The sequence below is a fragment of the Kribbella sp. NBC_01245 genome, assembly GCF_036226525.1.
In the GTDB taxonomy this organism is placed as follows: Bacteria; Actinomycetota; Actinomycetes; order Propionibacteriales; family Kribbellaceae; genus Kribbella.
The window spans coordinates 4,099,394-4,117,860 of the sequence record NZ_CP108487.1; the positions used below are offsets into that span (position 1 = coordinate 4,099,394).

Annotated in this window: 14 protein-coding genes; 6 read left to right on the forward strand and 8 right to left on the reverse strand. The window is 67.7% G+C overall.

Translation table 11 applies throughout. The features are described 5' to 3' along the window. Nucleotides 1–217 precede the first annotated feature (217 nt). Entirely contained in the window at nucleotides 218–1,834 is a 1,617-nt protein-coding gene (locus OG394_RS18195) for a hypothetical protein (RefSeq protein WP_328996579.1), read from the reverse strand. Between the two features lie 272 nt (nucleotides 1,835–2,106). Here OG394_RS18195 and OG394_RS18200 point away from each other — a divergent pair, with 272 nt between their 5' ends. Next, the gene (locus OG394_RS18200; protein WP_328996580.1) at nucleotides 2,107–3,693 is read left to right on the forward strand and encodes a tannase/feruloyl esterase family alpha/beta hydrolase; all 1,587 of its coding nucleotides are present in this window, start codon (nucleotides 2,107–2,109) and stop codon (nucleotides 3,691–3,693) included. A 95-nt stretch (nucleotides 3,694–3,788) separates the two neighbouring features. Here the strand turns inward: OG394_RS18200 and OG394_RS18205 are convergent, their stop codons facing one another. Beyond that, nucleotides 3,789–7,160, reverse strand: a complete 3,372-nt coding sequence (locus OG394_RS18205) for a S8 family peptidase (RefSeq protein ID WP_328996581.1) — start codon at nucleotides 7,158–7,160, stop codon at nucleotides 3,789–3,791. Nucleotides 7,161–7,268: 108 nt separating this feature from the next. Next, on the reverse strand, nucleotides 7,269–8,180 hold the full coding sequence (locus tag OG394_RS18210; RefSeq protein WP_328996582.1) for a hypothetical protein: 912 nt from the start codon (nucleotides 8,178–8,180) through the stop codon (nucleotides 7,269–7,271). A 236-nt stretch (nucleotides 8,181–8,416) separates the two neighbouring features. Here OG394_RS18210 and OG394_RS18215 point away from each other — a divergent pair, with 236 nt between their 5' ends. After that, nucleotides 8,417–8,869 carry a Calx-beta domain-containing protein gene (locus OG394_RS18215; protein ID WP_328996583.1) on the forward strand — a complete coding sequence of 151 codons (453 nt, stop codon included), beginning with the start codon at nucleotides 8,417–8,419 and terminating at the stop codon, nucleotides 8,867–8,869. On the opposite strand, the gene OG394_RS18220 is transcribed toward OG394_RS18215, so the two are convergent. The 3 genes from OG394_RS18220 to OG394_RS18230 all read right to left on the reverse strand — a co-directional run bounded on the left by OG394_RS18220 (nucleotide 8,866) and on the right by OG394_RS18230 (nucleotide 13,577). Next, nucleotides 8,866–11,709, reverse strand: a complete 2,844-nt coding sequence (locus tag OG394_RS18220) for an AfsR/SARP family transcriptional regulator (RefSeq protein WP_328996584.1) — start codon at nucleotides 11,707–11,709, stop codon at nucleotides 8,866–8,868. The genes OG394_RS18215 and OG394_RS18220 overlap by 4 nt on opposite strands. A gap of 79 nt (nucleotides 11,710–11,788) precedes the next feature. Next, nucleotides 11,789–12,457 (reverse strand): snapalysin, encoded by a 669-nt coding sequence (snpA, locus tag OG394_RS18225; protein ID WP_328996585.1) that lies wholly within the window; start codon nucleotides 12,455–12,457, stop codon nucleotides 11,789–11,791. 166 nt (nucleotides 12,458–12,623) lie between these two features. Then, the gene (locus OG394_RS18230; RefSeq protein ID WP_328996586.1) at nucleotides 12,624–13,577 is read right to left on the reverse strand and encodes a GNAT family N-acetyltransferase; all 954 of its coding nucleotides are present in this window, start codon (nucleotides 13,575–13,577) and stop codon (nucleotides 12,624–12,626) included. 53 nt (nucleotides 13,578–13,630) lie between these two features. On the opposite strand from OG394_RS18230, the gene OG394_RS18235 reads away from it, so the two are divergent. Beyond that, nucleotides 13,631–14,233 (forward strand): TetR/AcrR family transcriptional regulator, encoded by a 603-nt coding sequence (locus OG394_RS18235; protein ID WP_328996587.1) that lies wholly within the window; start codon nucleotides 13,631–13,633, stop codon nucleotides 14,231–14,233. On the opposite strand, the gene OG394_RS18240 is transcribed toward OG394_RS18235, so the two are convergent. Next, entirely contained in the window at nucleotides 14,211–16,106 is a 1,896-nt protein-coding gene (locus tag OG394_RS18240; protein WP_328996588.1) for an alpha-L-fucosidase, read from the reverse strand. The two genes, OG394_RS18235 and OG394_RS18240, sit on opposite strands and share 23 nt — an antisense overlap. 136 nt (nucleotides 16,107–16,242) lie before the next feature. Here OG394_RS18240 and OG394_RS18245 point away from each other — a divergent pair, with 136 nt between their 5' ends. Next, the gene (locus OG394_RS18245; RefSeq protein ID WP_328996589.1) at nucleotides 16,243–16,956 is read left to right on the forward strand and encodes a GntR family transcriptional regulator; all 714 of its coding nucleotides are present in this window, start codon (nucleotides 16,243–16,245) and stop codon (nucleotides 16,954–16,956) included. On the opposite strand, the gene OG394_RS18250 is transcribed toward OG394_RS18245, so the two are convergent. Then, entirely contained in the window at nucleotides 16,953–17,525 is a 573-nt protein-coding gene (locus tag OG394_RS18250; RefSeq protein ID WP_328996590.1) for a TetR/AcrR family transcriptional regulator, read from the reverse strand. The two genes, OG394_RS18245 and OG394_RS18250, sit on opposite strands and share 4 nt — an antisense overlap. A gap of 107 nt (nucleotides 17,526–17,632) precedes the next feature. Here OG394_RS18250 and OG394_RS18255 point away from each other — a divergent pair, with 107 nt between their 5' ends. After that, nucleotides 17,633–17,869, forward strand: a complete 237-nt coding sequence (locus tag OG394_RS18255) for a hypothetical protein (RefSeq protein ID WP_328996591.1) — start codon at nucleotides 17,633–17,635, stop codon at nucleotides 17,867–17,869. 2 nt (nucleotides 17,870–17,871) lie between these two features. Beyond that, complete coding sequence (locus tag OG394_RS18260; protein WP_328996592.1) at nucleotides 17,872–18,372, forward strand: DUF2269 domain-containing protein; 501 nt, start codon at nucleotides 17,872–17,874, stop codon at nucleotides 18,370–18,372. Nucleotides 18,373–18,467 lie beyond the last annotated feature (95 nt).

The following is an 18,467-nucleotide window of genomic DNA, read 5'->3' on the forward strand; positions in this document are numbered from 1 at the left end:
CCATGTGATCGCCCCACACATATCGCCGCCGACAGATGTCGCAGCGCTACACCGCTATCCCGGGGCCCACGGGTGTCGGGACCCGGCGACCACCTCCGTCTGGCACCACCAGACGGCCACTTCGGAGCCGGCACGACGAGGCGACCGCTCCGGGCCGCCGCGAGCAGCCGACCGCCTCAGGGCGGCGCGGCTAGGGGACCGCTTCAGGGTGCCGCGGCTAGGGGACCGCTTCGGGCGTGGCGCGACGCCGTCTGCTTCTTACCCGCGGCGGTCGGGTGGTCTGCAATCCAGGCCGGGTGGCCAGTAGCGCGGGTCGGATGGTTTGCAGCACGTGGGTCGCGCGGGGCGTGCTGATACGACGCGTGCCGTTGTGATCCACGCGATAAACAGTCCCGTTGCGGGTGACCCATTCGAACGCGCCATCGGGCAGGCGCCGATACCGCCAGCCGCCATGAGTCTTGGCCCGATGCGGCGTCCGCGACAGCGGACCGAGATTGTCCACCCTGGTCTGCCCCGGCGGACCACCCTTAACGTACGGCCGGATGTGATCCAGATCCGTCCGCAGAGTCGTCTCAGCGTTCGACCACGGGAACGGACTCACCGGATTCAGCAACCGGACCCGCTCACGCACCCGCAACGGAATCTCATACGCATCCACCGGCAGGTTCTCCCGTAGATCGATCACCGGCTTCACGACCACCTTGTCGTGCCCCAGCAACTCGCGCACCTGCGAGGCCAAATGCGGCTCGAAACCCTCAACACGGACCACTCCCTCACCGGCCGCCAACGTCACATCGCTCAAGAACAGATACATCGTGTGCACCCCACCCGACCCAACGGCACCGCCGGATCCCCTGGCCCCACCGCTGGTCCGATCCACACGCGCCGCTTCACGTTCACGCGCCCGGGCCCGCTCCTTGACGTCAGCCAACCGCTGCGCCAACCGATCCTCCGCACAGCCACCAGACCCAGCGCAGTCGGCAGACCCGGCGGCATCCGCAGACTCGGCAGCCTCGGTGAAGTTGGCAGCCTCGGTGAGGTTGGTGGGGGTGTTGGAGGGTGAATTGGTGCGGCGGCGCTCGTTGCGAAGTTCGATGACGGCCCACGGATCGGCCAGCCAACCAAGGGCCTTGGCACGGCGTTCGTCCACTGAGCCGGTGTCACCCAGGGCGCCCAGTGTCTCGGCGACATCCTGGACCACGGCATCGAAGCGGGCGATGTCGCCGGTCGAGGCACGGACCGCGGCGGTTCTGGTGCCGTTGTTGTCCGACTGGCCGACCCATACCCCACGCGAACGCGCCGCCAGATCCGCAGCAGCCTTCGCCAAGGCCGGGTCGGCCTCCATCATCGCGGCCTTCACAATCTTCATCAGCCGCCGCGGCGTCAACGAATTCACCAACGACTCGACCTTCGCATCCACCACCGCGGCGGCCTCTTGCGACAGCGACATGCACGCGCGGGCGATTCTTCGGGCCCGCCACGGAATCGCCTCGCCGGCCATCACCCGCGCCCAGGTCCGCGGCAACCGGTACTGCAATGCCAGCACCTCACTCACCAGGTCCGACGCAGCCCCCGGCGACAACCCGAACCGGCAACCCAACTCCAGCACCGCGAACTCCCCCACCCCCGGGCACCCCTCACCGCCGTACACCTTCAACCGCTCAGACCCCACACGCTCCGCAGGACCAGCGGGGACATCAAGCTCGGTGTGGTGATGGGCATACGCCGACACCACCGCCAGGAAGCGTGCATCCGCCAGGTCGCGGATCGCGCACGATTCATCCCCGACGGACAGGATCTCGTCGGGCGACAGGCGAAGAAGATCATCGAACATGTGCTCGATTATAGTCGAGCACATGTTCGATACCAAACCCGAGAGCCCTTATCCACAAGGCGAAACGCGACATCCACGACCGACAAACCAACTGGAGAGGTTATCGGTTTCAGACCGCTCCGCGACAGAAATCTTCAGGCCTGTGCACAACTCAGCTGGTCTTGACGGGTTGCTGCCATGGCATGGAGTTCCAGGCGAAAGTGTCGGCGGCCGCGTTTAGGGTCGGAAACGACTCGATCTTCTGCCCGGAGTCATGCAGATCAGGGAGAACCATGAAACGCCTATCGCGAGCAGTGCTGGCGGTCCTGTCACTCACCGCGCTTGTCATACCCGTCCAGGCCTCGGCTGCGCCATCAGGCGCGCAGTCCTGCGATTCAGTCGCGAATCCGGCCGTGCCCGGAGCCAAGGTCCTCAGCACCACCGCAGTGCCCAAACCCGGCGGCGATGTCGAGTTCCCGCCGGAGTGGGGTGTGCCACCGATCAAGGACGTGCCGCCGTTCTGTGAGGTCAAGGTCATGCTCACGCACCCCGGCGCAGGTGACCGCGTCATGGTGCGGCTCTGGCTGCCGCTGACCGGGTGGAACGGCCGCTTCCAGGCGCTTGGCGGTGGCGGCTTCTCGATGTACGACGGTGATGGTTCGATCGCCCTCGCGGTGAAGAGCGGCTACGCGGCCGCTCAGACCGACGGTGGCGTCGGCTTTGACTTCGAGAATCCGTCGAAGTGGGCGCTGGACGACAAGGGCCGCGTCAATCGCGAGCTCCTGAAGAACTTCGCGTACCGGTCCCTGCACGACTTGGCTGTGGCAGGTAAGGCCGTGACCGCGTCCTACTACGGCAAGGCGGCCAGCTATTCGTACTGGAGCGGCTGCTCGACCGGCGGCCGCCAGGGCATGATGAACGTGCAGCGTTATCCCGACGACTACGACGGGGTCAACGCGGCGGCGCCCGCGATCAACTGGACCAGATTCGTGATGGCCGATCTCTGGCCGCACGTGGTGATGAACGCCGAGGGCGTCTACCCGAGCGGCTGCGAGTTCGCCGCGTTCCGCCAGGCCGCGATCGAGAAGTGCGATCCGGATGACGGCCTGGTCGACGGCATCGTTCGCGACCCCGCCACGTGCCGGTTCGACCCGCACACCCTGGTCGGCAAACAGGTGGAGTGCAAGGGTCAGACCTTCACCATCACCAAGGCCGAGGCGGATGTCGTGCGCAAGATCTGGGCCGGCCCGAAGACCTGGTACGGCGCTCAGCTCTGGCCCGGGTTCGACCCCAGCACCGACCTGACCGCCACCGCGAGCACGACCACCCGGCCGGACGGTACGACGACCGCTGGGCGTGCGTTCCAGATCTCCGAGAACTGGGCCAAGTACTTCCTCAAGAAGGACCCATCCTTCGATATCAAGACCATCGGCTATCGCGAGTTCGAGCAGCTGTTCCGGCAGTCCTACCTCGAGTACAACCAGATCATCGGCGCCGAGGACGTCGACCTGACCGCCTTCCGGAATTCCGGCGGCAAGGTGGTCACCTGGCACGGCACCGAGGACTCGCTGATCCACTGGGGCGGCACGGTGGATTACCGCGAGCGAGTCGAACGGCGAATGGGCGGCGCGGCCAAGGTGGACCAGTTCTACCGCGTCTTCCTCGCACCGGGCGCCGAGCATTGCGGCCCGGCCGCGGGCGCGGCTCCGATCGACCCGCTGGCCCCGGTCGTCGACTGGGTCGAGAAGGGCAAAGCACCGGAAACGATCGCCGCCGCGACCTTCACCGGCGCCACCCGCGACCTCTGCCGCTACCCCCTCAAGTCCCACTACAACGGCACTGGCGACCCCCGCCAATCCACCAGCTACACCTGCCGCTAACCAGCATCACCACGGCGGCGCCTGTCGCCGTACTGGCAAGCACGATCCCGCGGCGAGCGCCTGGCCATGATGGCAACAGGCGCTCGCCGCGGGGATCAACTCACGCGATACCCGCGGATGATCGTCTGCTCCACTTGGTTTCCCTCGGCGTCTTTCGCGACTGCGCGCAACGACACGGCCGCGCCGGGCGGGTTCGTCACCCTCGCCAGCCACCCGTCACCCGCTCGCACCACCTTCGCGGATTGCCAGGTCTGACCGTCGTCGGTCGACACGTCGACGGTCAGCGCCTGCACCCGTACCGCCGGCGCTCCCGGCTGACGTTGCACGGAGATCGGGATGACGAGCTCGCCTGCCCGGGCCCGATTCCGCTCGTCCAGTCGCGGCTTGAAATGCACCGCCAGGAACGGCAATGACGCGATGCCGTCGACGTGGGCCGAGCGAAATGTCCAGGCGCTGTCGATCTTGGTCGACACCTGCGTGCCCTTCACCGCCAAACGACTTTCCAGCCGGTACGACGCTTCGCCCGGCGGCACGTCGATCCCGATATAGGCGGCGGTCGGCCAGTCGCGCACCAGTTCGCCGTTGCGGTAGAGCCGGGCGGATCCGGCCGGGAACTTGGGCTCGTTCATGTGCAACGGGCTGTTGTCCGAACGCAGGCTGAGCCCGACCAGCAGCCGATCGCCCGCTCGCTGCGCGCCACGAGCCAGCCCGTTCGGCCAGATCGGGCCCTGCGTCAGACGCGGCCCGAGCACCCCCTTGTTCCAGTCCTCCAGATAGGTCCGACCCGGCTGATAGGTCGATCGCTCCGAGCTGAACAGCCAGGTGCCGACGATGCGATCAGGCTCGCTGAATGTCACCAAGCCCGAGGACCACTCGAGCCCTTTGGCGAGGTAGAACTCGGTCCGCTGGAAGGGCAACCTGGCGGTCAGCTCCCGCGCACCAGTGGGCGGCACCGCGTAGTCGAGCGTCACACCCGCCGGCCGGGCCCAATGACTGGTCGCCGCCACCCGGGCCTCATCCGTATCGGCCGCATAACTCGCCTTCACCGCGGCGAACTCCCGCTGCCGCGGATTCAGCTGTACGCCGTTGTGCGCCCGGCCCATCGCATAATCGGCCAGGTTGTACTCGTACGCGCTGTTCGCGAAGTCGCCGGCCGGACCTGGTTCGGCGAATCGCCCGTAGGCCACGCTGACGACGTCCCCGGGCACGGGTGCGGGGTCACCGAGTTCGCCGATGAAGACCGGGTTCTCGGCGTCACCCGGCTGCACGTAGGTCAGGACGGCTGCCGCCCCTCGGTGCATATCGCGCGCGACTACAACGTTCAACTCCATCAGCCGGGCCGTTGCCTTAGGCACCGACATCTGCACCGGCTTCGCTCTGCGCGCGTCCAGCACGACGGCGCCGTCCTTCCGGACCTCCAGCACCGAGTGCATCAGCACGGTCCAGTCCGTGCCGGTCACGGTGCTGAAGTCCCCAACCGTGTACTCCCCGGGCGGCAGGCGCAGCTTGCCCGAGCCGGTCCCGGCTTCGTAGATGTAGTCACCACAGGCGATATCGCATGGCCCGAGCCGATCGAAGAAGGCGATGTGTTCCCGAGGCGCCTTGCCGTCGCGCCCGATGGTCGTCACCTGGACGTCGTACCGCTCGGCCTCCTTCTCCACCCCGATCGGCGTACTCACCGTCAGCCCGTCACTCGCCCCGCCTTCGCCCGTCGCGACGAGCTGGCCGCTGAACATCCCGATCGGTACCGTCGCCGGTTTCGTATCAACGGTGAGGGTCGCATCAGCGGTTCCACCAGCCGGTACGACGATCCGGCTCGGCGAGATCCCGAAGAGCCCAGCAGGCATATCCGGAACACGTAGGTCGAGGTCCAACGTCACCGCCGAACTGCCGCTGTTGCGATAGGTGATGGTCTTCGTCTGCACGGGATCGTCGTCGTGCGGCCACGTAGCCAGACCAAAACCGGCACTCGTCGGTGACGCGACCACCTGCTGCTTGATCGCGCGGGCGACATCGACCCTGCCCGCCCCCTGGTCGAACCCGGACGCCCCTGGCATCGGCTTGGCTGCTGCCATCAAGGCCGCCTTGACCTGAGCGCCGGTCCAGTCCGGGTGCTGCTGGAGCAGAATCGCCGCGGCACCCGCGACATGCGGCGTCGCCATCGAGGTCCCGGACGCCGCGACATAGCTCTCGCCAACCGGACCGGTACCTGAAGCCTTGGCCGCCACGATCTCGACACCCGGAGCGGTCACGTCGGGCTTCAGCAAATAGTTCCCGGCCGTCGGACCTCGGCCACTGAACGGAGCGCGCACGTCGTCATCGTCGACAGCGCCGACCGTGAGCGCGGACGCCGCACTGCCCGGTGAGTCGATTGTGCCGGTACCGAGCTCGCCATTGTTGCCTGCGGCAATGACAAAGAGCGTGCCGTGCCGCGCCGACAGGGTGTTGACGGCCTGCTCGAGCGGATCGTCACCCGGCGCATCAGGCCCGCCGAGGCTCATACTGACCACGGCTGCTCGCTGCTCGGCCGCGGCCCATTCCATCCCGGCCAGGATGGCGTCCTCCGGACAGCCGTCGTCGGCGGAGCACACCTTGGCATCGAGCAATCGGACGTCCGGCGCCGCTCCGCGGTAGGCCCCACCGGACGCGGCGCCGGTGCCGGTCAACGTCGAGGCGACGTGGGTGCCATGGCCGACCTGGTCACCGTCCGGTCCGCCGACGAAGTTCTTCGCCACGGCGATCCGGCCGGCCAGGTCCGGATGCTGCGCGTCGATACCACTGTCGAGCACCGCCACCGTGACGCCTCGCCCGGTGAATCCCTCCTGCCAGGCGGCCGGTACGCCGATCTGCGGCACGCTTCGGTCCAGGCTGGTCCGGCGAATCCCGTTCAGCCAGACCTTCGCGACTCCTGGCGCGAGCGACCTGCCACCCGCGCCACCTCGTAGCGACTTCCAGAAGGCCGCCGAATTCCGCTTCGACTCGCGTACGGAGAAGCCGGCGATGCCGGGCAATTCCCGCCAGGCACTCGTGCCGGCAAGGCTCGCGCGAGCCCGGCCCGGCGCCTGCTGCACGATCAACGGCAGGTGCGGAGACCGCGCGTCGTCGTACCCGGACTCCAGCAGGGTGGTCACGTCGAACAACCGCGGGTCGAGCCGGCCGGACGCGAGCAGCCCGACGGCATCCAGCGGTACGACCCGCACCCGGCCCGCGTCCGTGGTGATCCGGAAGCGCATCAGCCCACGTCCCGCCGCGGGCAGGACTCGCGGAGGGGCGCCGGGTGCCACCTCGACGCGGTCTCCGGTGATCAGCGTGACCGTCCCACTCAAACCAACCGATACGGGCCCCACCGTGGCGGCGGCCGTGGCGGCAGGCGCCGCCGGGGCGACGGCAGTGGCCGAAGGCGGCGGGAGCGTCAGCAGACCACCGATCAAGCCGATGGCGACCAGCGCTCTCACGGGTTCTCGCATGGGCGAACTCCTCAGCACGACTTGCCCGCCAGTTGTCACCCGGCGAGCACATGATGCGAGCACTTGCCCGAACGCCCCCCAATCCTTCTCGCCCAGGATCCTTTGGGGCTAGCGGACGGTTAGGAGGGTGTGCATGCCGCGGGCGGCTTGTAGGCGACCGGTTTTGAGGTCGACCATCCAAGTCGTCAAGGCGTAGAGGCCGGGCGGTAAGGACAGTCGGACGAGCTCGGACTGACCGGCTGTGAGAACGGGGACGCCTTGTGGAAGGCCGATGAAGGGCGAGTTCGGCGGCCAGTTTCCGGTCTCGATGACCTCGAACGCATGTTGTACGTCCTGCCGGGTGGTGCCGGGCTTGACCGGGATCAGGATCGCCTCGGCCAATTGCCGGGTGCGGTTGCTGACCCGCAGCGACTGGCCGCCGGCGACGACGGCAGGTGCCAGGTAACGCGGCCCGCTCACGGTCTCGACCATCGCGATCGAAGCGACCCGGTCGGCGAGCGCCAGCGCCGGGTCCGGGGCGACGGGTTCGTTGCTACGGGCAACTGCCTTGCCGGCAACGGTGAGAGCGTGGACCGCGTCTGTGACTCGCAGGTAGTCGATGAGGTAGTACGTTCCGCTGACCAGCGTCCGCCGGAATGTCGCCGTACGGCCGGGCTCCGTCACCGCCCCACCGAGCATGATCGCGGTCGCCTCGACCTCCCGGCCGGCAGCGGCGGCTTCAACCCCATGCTTCGTCAGCGCCAGCCGCAGCTGCACCAAGAACGCGGAGAGCTCCTGACCAGGTTTAAGCCGCACCAGGCCAAGCCGGATCCCCTTGGGGTTCGTCGTACTCACAGCGAATTCGGTCGGCCCGGGCAGGTGCATGGATGGAGCGGCGAAGCCGTCGACCGTGCCGACGACCTGAACGACCTCCGCGCTCTTGGCGCCCTGGGCAACGGCATGAGCGGGCACGGTCGCGAGAGCTACGGCCAGCAGCAGACCAGCGCCCGCGCCTCGACGTACGGCCTTAAGTGCAAACAAAGTACTGCCTCCAAGATCGGGAACTTCCTGCTACAGAGGTTGTCCGACCCGGCCCCACCACCACATCCAGCCCACCCCTGACACATCCCGGACCAACCCCTACTACCGCTCCAGCACGCCACCGCCCCGAGACGATCCAGGGGCGAATATGGCCACAACCTTCCGGCAACCTGGGGGTGCGACTATCGTCCGGCCAGGGTTTGCCAACGTCGTACGGATGGTGGGGGTTTAAGCGAATGAAGTGGCTCAGGGGGATTTGTGCGCTCGTCGTCGCCACAGTGGTGGTGACGGCCGGCGGGTCGGGGGTGGCGACCGCGGCCGCCGACGAGTGGCCGAAGGTCGTGGTTCAGAACACGACCATCGACAACCACGGTTGCGAGGAGTACCCGACGTTGTTCACCCGACGCGTCGCGATCCAGATGACGCCGGCCGCAGACCAGGACTTCAAGATCACCTGGATGACCAAGGCGGGTACCGCGAAGCCGGAGGCGGACTTCATCCCCGTCACCAACGGCTTGGTGGAGGTGAAGGCCGGACAGACGGTTGCCACGGCGAACGTCCAGATCCGCAAGGACATGGTGCGTGAGCAGGACGAGACGTTCTTCGTCGTACTGACCTCGACCTCGGACGGAAAGCTGGCCGACAGCGTCGCGACGGTGACCATCCACGACGTGGCCTGCAACGGCTAAGTGGGTGTTGGGGCGGCAGCCGGTGATCGGTTGCCGCCCCTCGGCAGCTCCTCGAGCAGAGTGAGGATCCGCGCTTCCAGCTGCTCGTCGGCGATGCCACGGCTGGCGGTCAACGCTTGCTGGAGTACGTCGGCGGCGGCCGCGGTATCACCACAGGCGAGATAGGCGGCGCCGAGATGGGCCAGGGTGTCGGGAGCGAAGTGCTGGTCCCCGGCCCGCTGCCGGATGGCGAGCGCCTCGCGAAGATGGGCGACCGCCGTCTCCGCGGAGCCATGCTCGAGGTAGGCCTGGCCGAGGTTGTGGGTGATCGCGCCCTCCAGCCACAGGTCGGCCAGTTCGCGGGCTTGCGCGAGAGCACGGGTCAAGTAGTCGAACCCGAGCTCGACCTGCCCGATCTGGACGTACGTCTCACCGAGATTGCTGAGCGTGGCGGCCATCGCGGCCTGCTGACCCGTTTCGCCGTACAGCGGCAGTGCCTGGTGGAACGCGTCGATCGCCTCGTCGTACCTGCGCAGGCCGACATAGGCGTTGGCCAGATTGTTCAGCGCGTTCCCCAGCCCACGTTTGTCGCCCGTGGAACTGGTGAGGGCGATCGATCGGTTCAGCGGCTCGAGCGCCTCCGCGAACCGGTGTGCGGCCTTGTAGGCCACGCCGAGACTGCTCCACATCAGGCCTTCGGCGAACTCGTCGCCGTCACGTTGTGCGGCGTCGACCGCCCAGCGGCAGATCTCGATCCGGTCGGTTCGGTGACCACGGAATTCGAACCAGCCGGTCAGCAGGTACGTCAGCTGCCAGGCCGCGCGATGGTGCCCCAACTCGGTCGCCGCCCGGGTGACGGGGACGAGGTTGGGCCGTTCACCGTCGAGGAAGGCGAGAACGGCATCGCGGTCGGTGGCGTCGGCGATGCCCGTTTCGGTGGGCGGGTACTGCAGCGTCGGCACCACCCGGTTGCGGCTCGGATCCAGCGCGCGGTTGGCGATCTGGGCGATGGCGAGATACCAGTCGACGATCCGGCTGATCGTCTCCGCGCGCTGCTCGGGCGGCTCGTCCTGCTGGGCGCACTCCGAGGCGTAGAGGCGGATCAGGTCGTGGAAGCGGTACCGGTCGTGGCCGAGGTCGGCGATCAGCTGGGCCGTCACCAATTCCGCCAGCAGCGCGCGGGCCTGCGGCAGCGAAACGTCCGCGGCCGCCGACGCGAGATGCACCTGGACGGTCGGTCCGGCATGGAGGCCGAGTAGCCGGAACAGCCGAGCGGCCGCCGGCGTCAACGCGTCGTACGCGCTGGCGAAGACGGTCCGGACGCTGCGGGAATCACCGTCGATGCTGAGGGCGTCGAGCCGGTTCTCCCCCTCGAGGGCGGCACAGAGTTCCGTGATCGGACGAAGCGGATGCGCCGCCAGGATGGCCGCGGCGATCCGCACGGCCAGCGGCATCCGTCCACAAAGGTCGGCCAGCTTGGCGGCCGCGTCAGGTTCCCTCTCGATCCGCTCGGCGCCGAGCATCTGGCCGAGCAGGTCCAGTGCCTCGTCATTGTCGAGGGCGTCGAGGTCGACCAGGCGTACGGCGTGATGTGCCCCGAGCGCGGTCAGGCGACTGCGACTGGTCACCAGCAACAAGCTGGACTCTCCGCCGGGCACTAGCGGCAGCAGTTGATCCACGGCACCGCAGTTGTCAAGGAGGACGAGGATTCGCTTGTTGTGCATGAACGATCTGTAGAGCCCGGACTGCTCGGACAGCTCCGCAGGAACTCTGTCGGTCGACACCCCCAGGCTTCGCAGTAGACGCGGCAACGCCTCAGTCGCCGCCATCGCTTGGCCGGGCTCGTGGCCGCGCAGATCAAGGAAGAGCTGGCCGTCGGGAAAATCGTGCTCGACCGCATGCGCCCACTGCAGGGCCAACGCGGTCTTCCCCATCCCACCCGGACCGGACAACGCGAGAACCCTCGGTCGCCCCTTGGCCTGGCTGACCGCATCATCCAGTACGGCGAGCTCCCTGGTCCGGCCGGTGAAGTGGCCGACCGGCGCTGGTAGTTGCGCCGGCTTGGGGAAGTGCGGCCGCTTCGCCGCGACCGGGCTCATCGGGGCTTCGTGCCGAAGGATGGCGGCGTACTGACGCCGGAGTTCCGGACCTGGGTCGACGCCCAGCTCGTCCGCCAGACGCGTTCTGAGTCGGTGGTAGGCCTCCAACGCGTCGGCGTGCCGGCCGCTGCGATAGCGCGCCGTCATCAGGAGCCCGACCAGCCGCTCCCGGTAGGGATGCCGGGCGACCAGGACCTCCAGCTCGGAGGCTGAGCGGCCATGCTCGCCCAGTTCCAGCTCGGCCGCCCAGAGGTCCTCGGCCGCGCTGATCCGGATCTCCTGCAAGCGGTCGATCGCGGCCATCGCCGCACCGGCCAGTGGCGCATCGGCGAAGGCGTCGCCACGCCACAGGGTCATTGCCTCGTGCAACAGCTTCGACGCCTCGGCCGGGCGGGCGGCGGCTCGCGCGGACGCGACCTGCTTCTCGAAGCGGCTGACGTCCACCTCGGCGGGCGAGATCGCCAGCACATAGCCAGGTTCGCGAGTGCAGAAGAGATCCGGCAGACCGCACGCCTCCAGCGCCTGCCGGACCCGGGTGACGTGGCTGTACAAAGTCTTCAGCGCCGTACGAGGTGGATCCTCACCCCACAACGCGTCGATCAGCGTCGTTCTCGCGACGACCACACCGGGTTGCAGGGCGAGCAAACCGAGCAGTGCGCGCTGGCGACTTCCGGGCAGCACGGCGAGCCCGCCGGGGCCGATGACCTCGACGGGCCCGAGCAGCCGTACGTCGGCTCGTGGCCGGTTCGACGCTGATTCCACCCCTGACCTCCTCACGCCGTCGTCAGCTTAGGGCGTGATGACCTCGCGCGGAGCCAGGGATGGCTGTTACCTCAACGCGTCAGCGGACCGTCTGGAACACACCGGTGGACGTCGGCGCGAAACCGTTGGCCCACAAGCGGTTCACCCGCGACCGCTCGTTCGAGTTCGGGTAGGCGTTGGTGCAGGACGGGCCGGGGCCACCGCCGGACATCAGCTCGCTGCACGGACCCGAGTAGTGGTCCGGCAGACCGAGCACGTGACCGGTCTCGTGGGAGGTGATCCGGGTCGGGTCGTACACCTGCGCCTGGCGGTAGTCGAGGAAGATGTAGCCGCGTCCATGGCCGTTGGTGGAGGCGTACGAACCGCGCGGGTCGTTCCCCTCGGTGTAGTAGAAGTCGTACCCACTGGTGCTCTGGACCAGCCGGACGTTCGTGACCGACGAGTTCCAGATCTGGGTGGACCGGGCGATCTGGGTGGAGAAGGTCGGGGCGTTGTTCCGGTACCGCACGGTCACGGCGGCGAGCGCGTTACCGCTCTTGGCCTGCTTGGCGCGGGCGGACTTCATCACCGCGTCGTAGAACGCCTTGTTGTTGGCCGCTTCCTGCGGCGAACCGGCATAGGCGGAGACCGTGCTGACCGGCTCGGGGGCCGGGATGGGCGCGGCGGTCGCCGTGGGAGCCGCGAAAGCCGGGAAGACCAGCATCGCGGCGAGTCCGGCGAGGGACGGCAGGAGCTTGCGTCGGGACATGGGAGCCTCACTCCAAATCGGTGGCGGAGAGCGATCAGTGGGCGACTGACCGCAACTACCGATTGATAGCAAAACTTCACGAAATCCACACCAGCTCGGGAAAAAACCAGGGTTATCCCGCACCCACGCCAACCCGCCCGGCGAGACTTATGGGGTCCCCCGAGGTTTACACGTCGTCCCAGGCCATTGAGCTCATTCGCCAGCCGGCCGGCGTACGGACGTATTGGGTGGTCTTGCGGCCGGCGCCCTCGAACCACTCGCCGTCGAGGAAGCCGGACTTGCGGTATTCGCTGAACCGGTGCGCGATCGACTCGAAGATCTCGGTTCGCTCGGCGACTTCCCATTCGGAGAACTCCGTCAGCGTGCCATCGGTGAGCATCTTCGCCCGCGGCTCGATGAACGCGTCGAGGTCGTAGATCACAGGCTCGTCCCCGACGTTGCTGATGATCATCCCTCGCGGAATGAACGTCTCCCGGATGACGTCGACGTTCGGCCGACTGCCACCGGTGTTGGTGAACGCGCCGAGGAACGTGCGCATCAGGTGGTCGAGCTCGGCCTTGACGCTAACCACGGGCGTCTCAGGAGACCATTCCTCGGCCAGGAGCGACCAGATCTCGCTGTCCTGCCGCACACCCCGGTACGGATAGCGCTGCCGCAGTACGCCGTCGCGAGTCATTCCGAGCCGGCGCGCGACCTCGATGCTGCGAGTGTTGCCGGACGCGACCGACCACTCGATCCGGCTCATCCCGCGCTCCCCGAAGGCCCAGTCGATCAACGCCCGGCATGCCCGCGTCACCAGCCCTCGGCCTTCGCCGGCGACCTCCAGCCAGCAGCCGATCTCGCACACGCCGGTGGCGGCGTCGAAACGCGTGAACATGACGCCGCCGACCAGCGTGCCGTCCAGCCAGATGCCGTAGATCCGGGCGTCGTCCTTGGCCTGTTTGTCGGCGTACCGCTGAAGGACCTCGGTGGCGGTGGCGAGGTCGGTGCTGAGCGACGCCCACGGAATCCACGGGTCCACGGAAGGCCGGGCGCGGTCGATATGAGCGAGGAATTCCTGCGCCTGCCAGGGCTCCAGGGGACGGAGTTGAGCATCGACGCCGAGCGGGAGTGTGAACACAGAAGCCTCATTCCGTGGGTACATAACAAGCGTTCGGTATGTACCGTAGCAGCATGCCCCCAGCACCAGGAGATCGCGAAGCCCGCCGCAAGGACGTATCGCAGGCGGTGTGGCAAGTGCTTGCGGACAAGGGATTCGGCGGGCTGACCCTGCGCTCGGTCGCCGCCGCGATGAGCGTCTCGACCGGGATGCTCATGCACTACTTCCCGACCAAGCGGGCCTTGATCGCGCATGCCCTGGATCTGCTGGAGAAGCGCACCGCGGAACGTCCCCGCCGCGAGCGTCCGACCGCGGGCCTTGCTGCCGTACGGGCCATGCTGCTGGACATCCTGCCGCTCACCCTGGACGACACCGCCCGCAATCGCATCTGGGTCAGCTCCTGGGATCTGGCCCTCGCCGACGGCGGGCTCGCGGCGGACCAGGCCGATCGCTACACCCGGTTGCGCGCCACGATCCGCCCGCACTTCGAAGACGCCCGCCGCCTCGGCGAGTTGCCCCAAGCCGCCGACCCGGAACAACTCGCCGCCACCGCGGTCGCGTTCACCCACGGACTCGTCGTACAGGCCCTCTTCGACCCTGCCCGCTTTCCCGAGGACGTACAGACCGCGATGGTCGACGACTTCCTGGCCGGGGTTAGGCGTGTGCGTAGACGCTGACCTCGGCGAGTGACAGCGGGCCGTTCTGGTTCTCGAGCTGGATCCGGACGTACCGTCCGGTGGCGCCGCCGAAGTTGATCGTGCTCGGCGTTCCGCCTTCGCCGGCGTGACGCTTGGCCGTGACTCCGGGGCCGGTGCGGGCGGTGGCCAGGTCCTGGGCGGCGATGGGGTTGTCGGAGACGATCACCCAGAAGTCGGTCAACCGGAACTCGAAGCCTCCGGTGCGGTTGTAGACCTCCACGTCGCCGATGGCGGCCGAGGCGCCGAGGTCGACTTGCCACCAGGCCTCCGTGGCGTCGACCGCGGTGTGGGTGACGGAGTTGTGGTTGTAGTCGCCGTCGGTGTTCCCATCAACGGCGCGGGCCGCGTCGCCGCCGTAGTCGGTGGAGATCTGGGTGGCCGGTTTGCGCAGCGCGAGGTTTCCGGGTCGCACCGGCTGGGTGATCGCGTCGGGGATCACGTACTCGTGCGACAGCGGATCGGTGTACGTCAGATGGATCAGCTCCACCGGGCCCGCGGAGGTATCGAGCCCGGTCAGGTTGAGCTCGGCACGCCCATTGCCGTCCAGAGTGAAGGGGACGGAGCTGCCCTTCGTCGTCTTCGCGGCGCGCAGTTTGTTGTTCAGATTCGGCAATGTGACCTTCTGGCTCGCTGATCGCGAGAAGAGGAACAGGTTCATCGTGCGGTCCTTGAAGGTCGTCGCCGCGAAGCTGCTCGGCGGGACCGGTCCGCCACGGGTGCCGTAGATCGCACCCCCGTAGGTCTTCACCCATTGCCCGACCTCGGCCAGCCTGTCCCGTTGCGGCTTGTCCACCTCCCCTGACGGCTTGGGTCCCACGTTGAAGAGCAGGTTGCCGTCCCCGGTCGCGGTCGCGATCAGCGTCTTGATGATCGTCGCGGGCGACTTCAGTACGTCGTTCTCACGCCAGGACCACTGCTGCCCGATGGTGATGCACGACTCCCACGCCCGCGACACATCGAACGACCCGATCCGTTGCTCAGGCGTGTAGTAGTCGCCGTTCAACGTGGGCCTCGGTTCGGCCCAGTTGAGTGCGTAGCCACGGTTGTTGATGAGCAGTTCGGGCTGCAGGTTTCGTGGGACCGAGTGGAAGGTCGGCGGCCGGTAGACGTCGAGCGGCGCCGGCATGATGCCGTCGTACCAAAGGAAGGAGATCTTCCCGTAGTTGCGCATCAGCTGGTTCAGGTGGTCCATCATGTACGGGTAGTAGTCCTCGTACTTGCCGGCGACGACCTTCGGATGCGTCCAGTCCCAGCCGGAGTAGTAGAGGCCCAACTCGAGACCGCGTGAGCGGCACGCCTGCGCGACCTCCATGGTCAGATCCCGGCCCGACTTTCCCAGCGGGGTGGCGGCGAAGTCCGGGTAGAACGAGTCAGCGAAGTTCCGGGCCCGGAACATGGGAAAGCCGTCGTGGTGCTTGCTGGTCAGCACCAGGTACTTCATGCCCGCTGAGACGGCGACGTCGGCCAGGCCCTCGGCCCAGCCCACCGCCGGCAGGAACGACTTGTACGCCACGTCGTAGACCGGGTCCGAGGTCGCGTTCGGATCGTTGTACGGCGCACCGTCATCCGGCCGGCCGGGTCGGTATGCGCGCCGGCCCCAGCCGGTCTCGCGCTGGGTCAGGCTGGCCGGCCCGAAATGGACGAAGAGGCCGAAGCGCAGTCTCGACAGCGCCAGCTGCGCGTCCAGCCGCTGGCCGGTGCCGTCCAGGACGGCCTGGGTGGTCGCGATCGGCGCGGCGTGGGCTGCGCCGGCCGTCGAACCGAGCAACGTGGCTGCGGCTCCGACAGCCGGCGCACCGAGAACGATCGAACGGCGCCGAGGGCGAGGGGCGGATGAGTCGGGCGTCGGCATAGGTACGGCCTTTCCAATCGTCGGATGCGGAGGTCCTCGTGGATCGGATACGATATTGGAAGCTGACTGGCCGGGTGTCAATGGCGCAAGACACACCACTAGGGTTGGGCCCAGGCGGAGCGGGAGGAGGAATTCGGTGGGCGATGACCAGCAGCGCGTCAGTCCAGGGCAGACACCCAAGTTGCAGCCCGCGCCGCGGCTGATGCTGCGCGAGAGCGTGTACGAGTCGGTCAAGCGCCTGCTGATGGACCACGACTTGGAGCCCGGCACGCGACTGTCGATCGACGGCCTGTCCCGGGACCTGCAGGTCTCGCCGACGCCGGTGCGCGAAGCGCTGTTCCGCTGCGAAGCCGAGGGCTTGGTGGTCCGGCGGCCGAACGCGGGCTACTTGGTCGCGCCGCTACTCGGGCGCCAGGCCCTTCTCGATCTGTACGACATCCGGCTGTTGCTCGAGCCCGCGGCCGCCGCCCGTGCCGCTCTCAACGCGTCGGACCGCGACCGCCAGGACATCGACGACGCCATCGAGGCGATGACGCCGGCCGTCTACGGCGACAGCTATCAGGCGTACCGCGACTTCGCCGAGGAGGACGCGAAGCTGCACCGCACGATCGCGAGCGCGAGCGGCAATCCGCTCATCGCCGAAACGCTGGACCGGCTACGCGCCCACGTCCACTCGTACCGGCTCTACTTCCGGCACGGCATCGCCGACGTCACGGCCACCGAACACCAGGCGATCCGGGACACGATCCTCGACCACGACCCGGCCGCCGCCGAACAGGCCATGCGAACCCACCTTGAGAACTCCCGAATCCGCCTACTCAACGCCTACGACCAGGCCGAGGAGGTTTAGCCGGACAGCCCGGCCATGGTGACCGCGACGAGGCGACTGACCGCAGCTTCCGAGGCCAGGTCGCCGGCCGCGGAGAGGGCGTGAACGCAGTAACTCGCAAGCTCATCCGGCGCCAGATCGCGCCGCACATCGCCGTTCGAGGCCGCCGCGGCGATGAGTTCCTGAAAGTGAGCGATCAGCCGCTGCTGGGCATGATCGACCCGCCCGTCCCGATGCAAGAGAGCTGCGAGCTCGTCGGATCCATGCCGTTTGCGGCGGTGGCAAATGAGGGCGTAGCGCGTCAGCACGGCTTGAAGCCGTTGCGCCGGGTCACCGGCCTGATCACCCAGCTGGAGCAGCTGCTCGAGATGACTGGAGACGTGTTGATCGTGGTAGGCGACCAAGATCGCTTCGACGTCAGGGAAGTACTTGTAGAGCGTGGCGCGCCCAACCCCCGCGCTCTCGGCAACCTGGGTCATCGTCACCGACAGCGGGCCGCGCTCAGCCACCAGCGCCCAGGTCGCCTCCATGATCGCCTCCCGCACGGTGCGCCGATGCGCGTCGACCGTCTCACTCCATAGCTTGGGCACGCTCGAAGCATACGCGTTGACGCTACTCGGACGAACCGTCTGTGCTATAGACACTGTGTATCGAAAAATGGTCTGATGGGACCTCGCGAAGTCTCTGGAGGCCCCTCATGGCAAACCGTCCCGGCCCCGCAGATGCCGATTCGGGCCACGGCCCCAGCAGCGGTCCGCCACGGATGCCTCGCTGGGTGAAGCTGTCCGCGCTTGTCGTCGCGATCATCCTGCTGCTGGTCGTGATCGCGATGCTCACCGGCGTCGGGGGCGACCACGGCCCGGGCCGGCACACCGGCAGCGGATCGCCAACCAGTGCGGCTGCCCCGACGCTGGGCCACCCGGCCGGCGGCTGACAGTGAGCTTGCCGCCGCGCCTGCGCAAGACCGTACTGACGCTGCACATCAGCACCTCGGTCGGCTGGTTAGGCGCCGTACTCGCCTATCTCGCCCTGGACATCACGGCCGTCACCAGCAACGACCCGCAGACAGCACGAGGCGCGTACGTCGCGATGAGCCTGATCGTCGTGTACGTCATCGCACCGCTGGCCATCGCGTCCGTGATCATCGGAACCGTGAACGCGCTCGGCACCTCTTGGGGATTACTGCGCCACTACTGGGTGCTGGTGAAGCTCCTGCTCACCATCTTCGCCGCCGGCATCCTCCTGGCCGAAGTCCCGACCGTCACCCACCTGGGCCGAGCGGCCGCAACTGCTGCCGACCCACGCGTGTTGCCGGGAACCCTGCTCCACTCGATAGGCGGCCTGACCGTCCTGCTCCTCACGGTCATCCTCTCGGTCTTCAAGCCTCCCGGCATAACGCCCTACGGCTGGCGCACCCAGTCGGCCCGGCAGCGCTAGCAGAGGTGGGATCGGCAGGCCCAGGCCTGTTGAGCGGTTGTGGCGGTTTTTGATCGAGTGCGTTCGAACTCTTGCTGCCGCCATCGGCCGCGGAC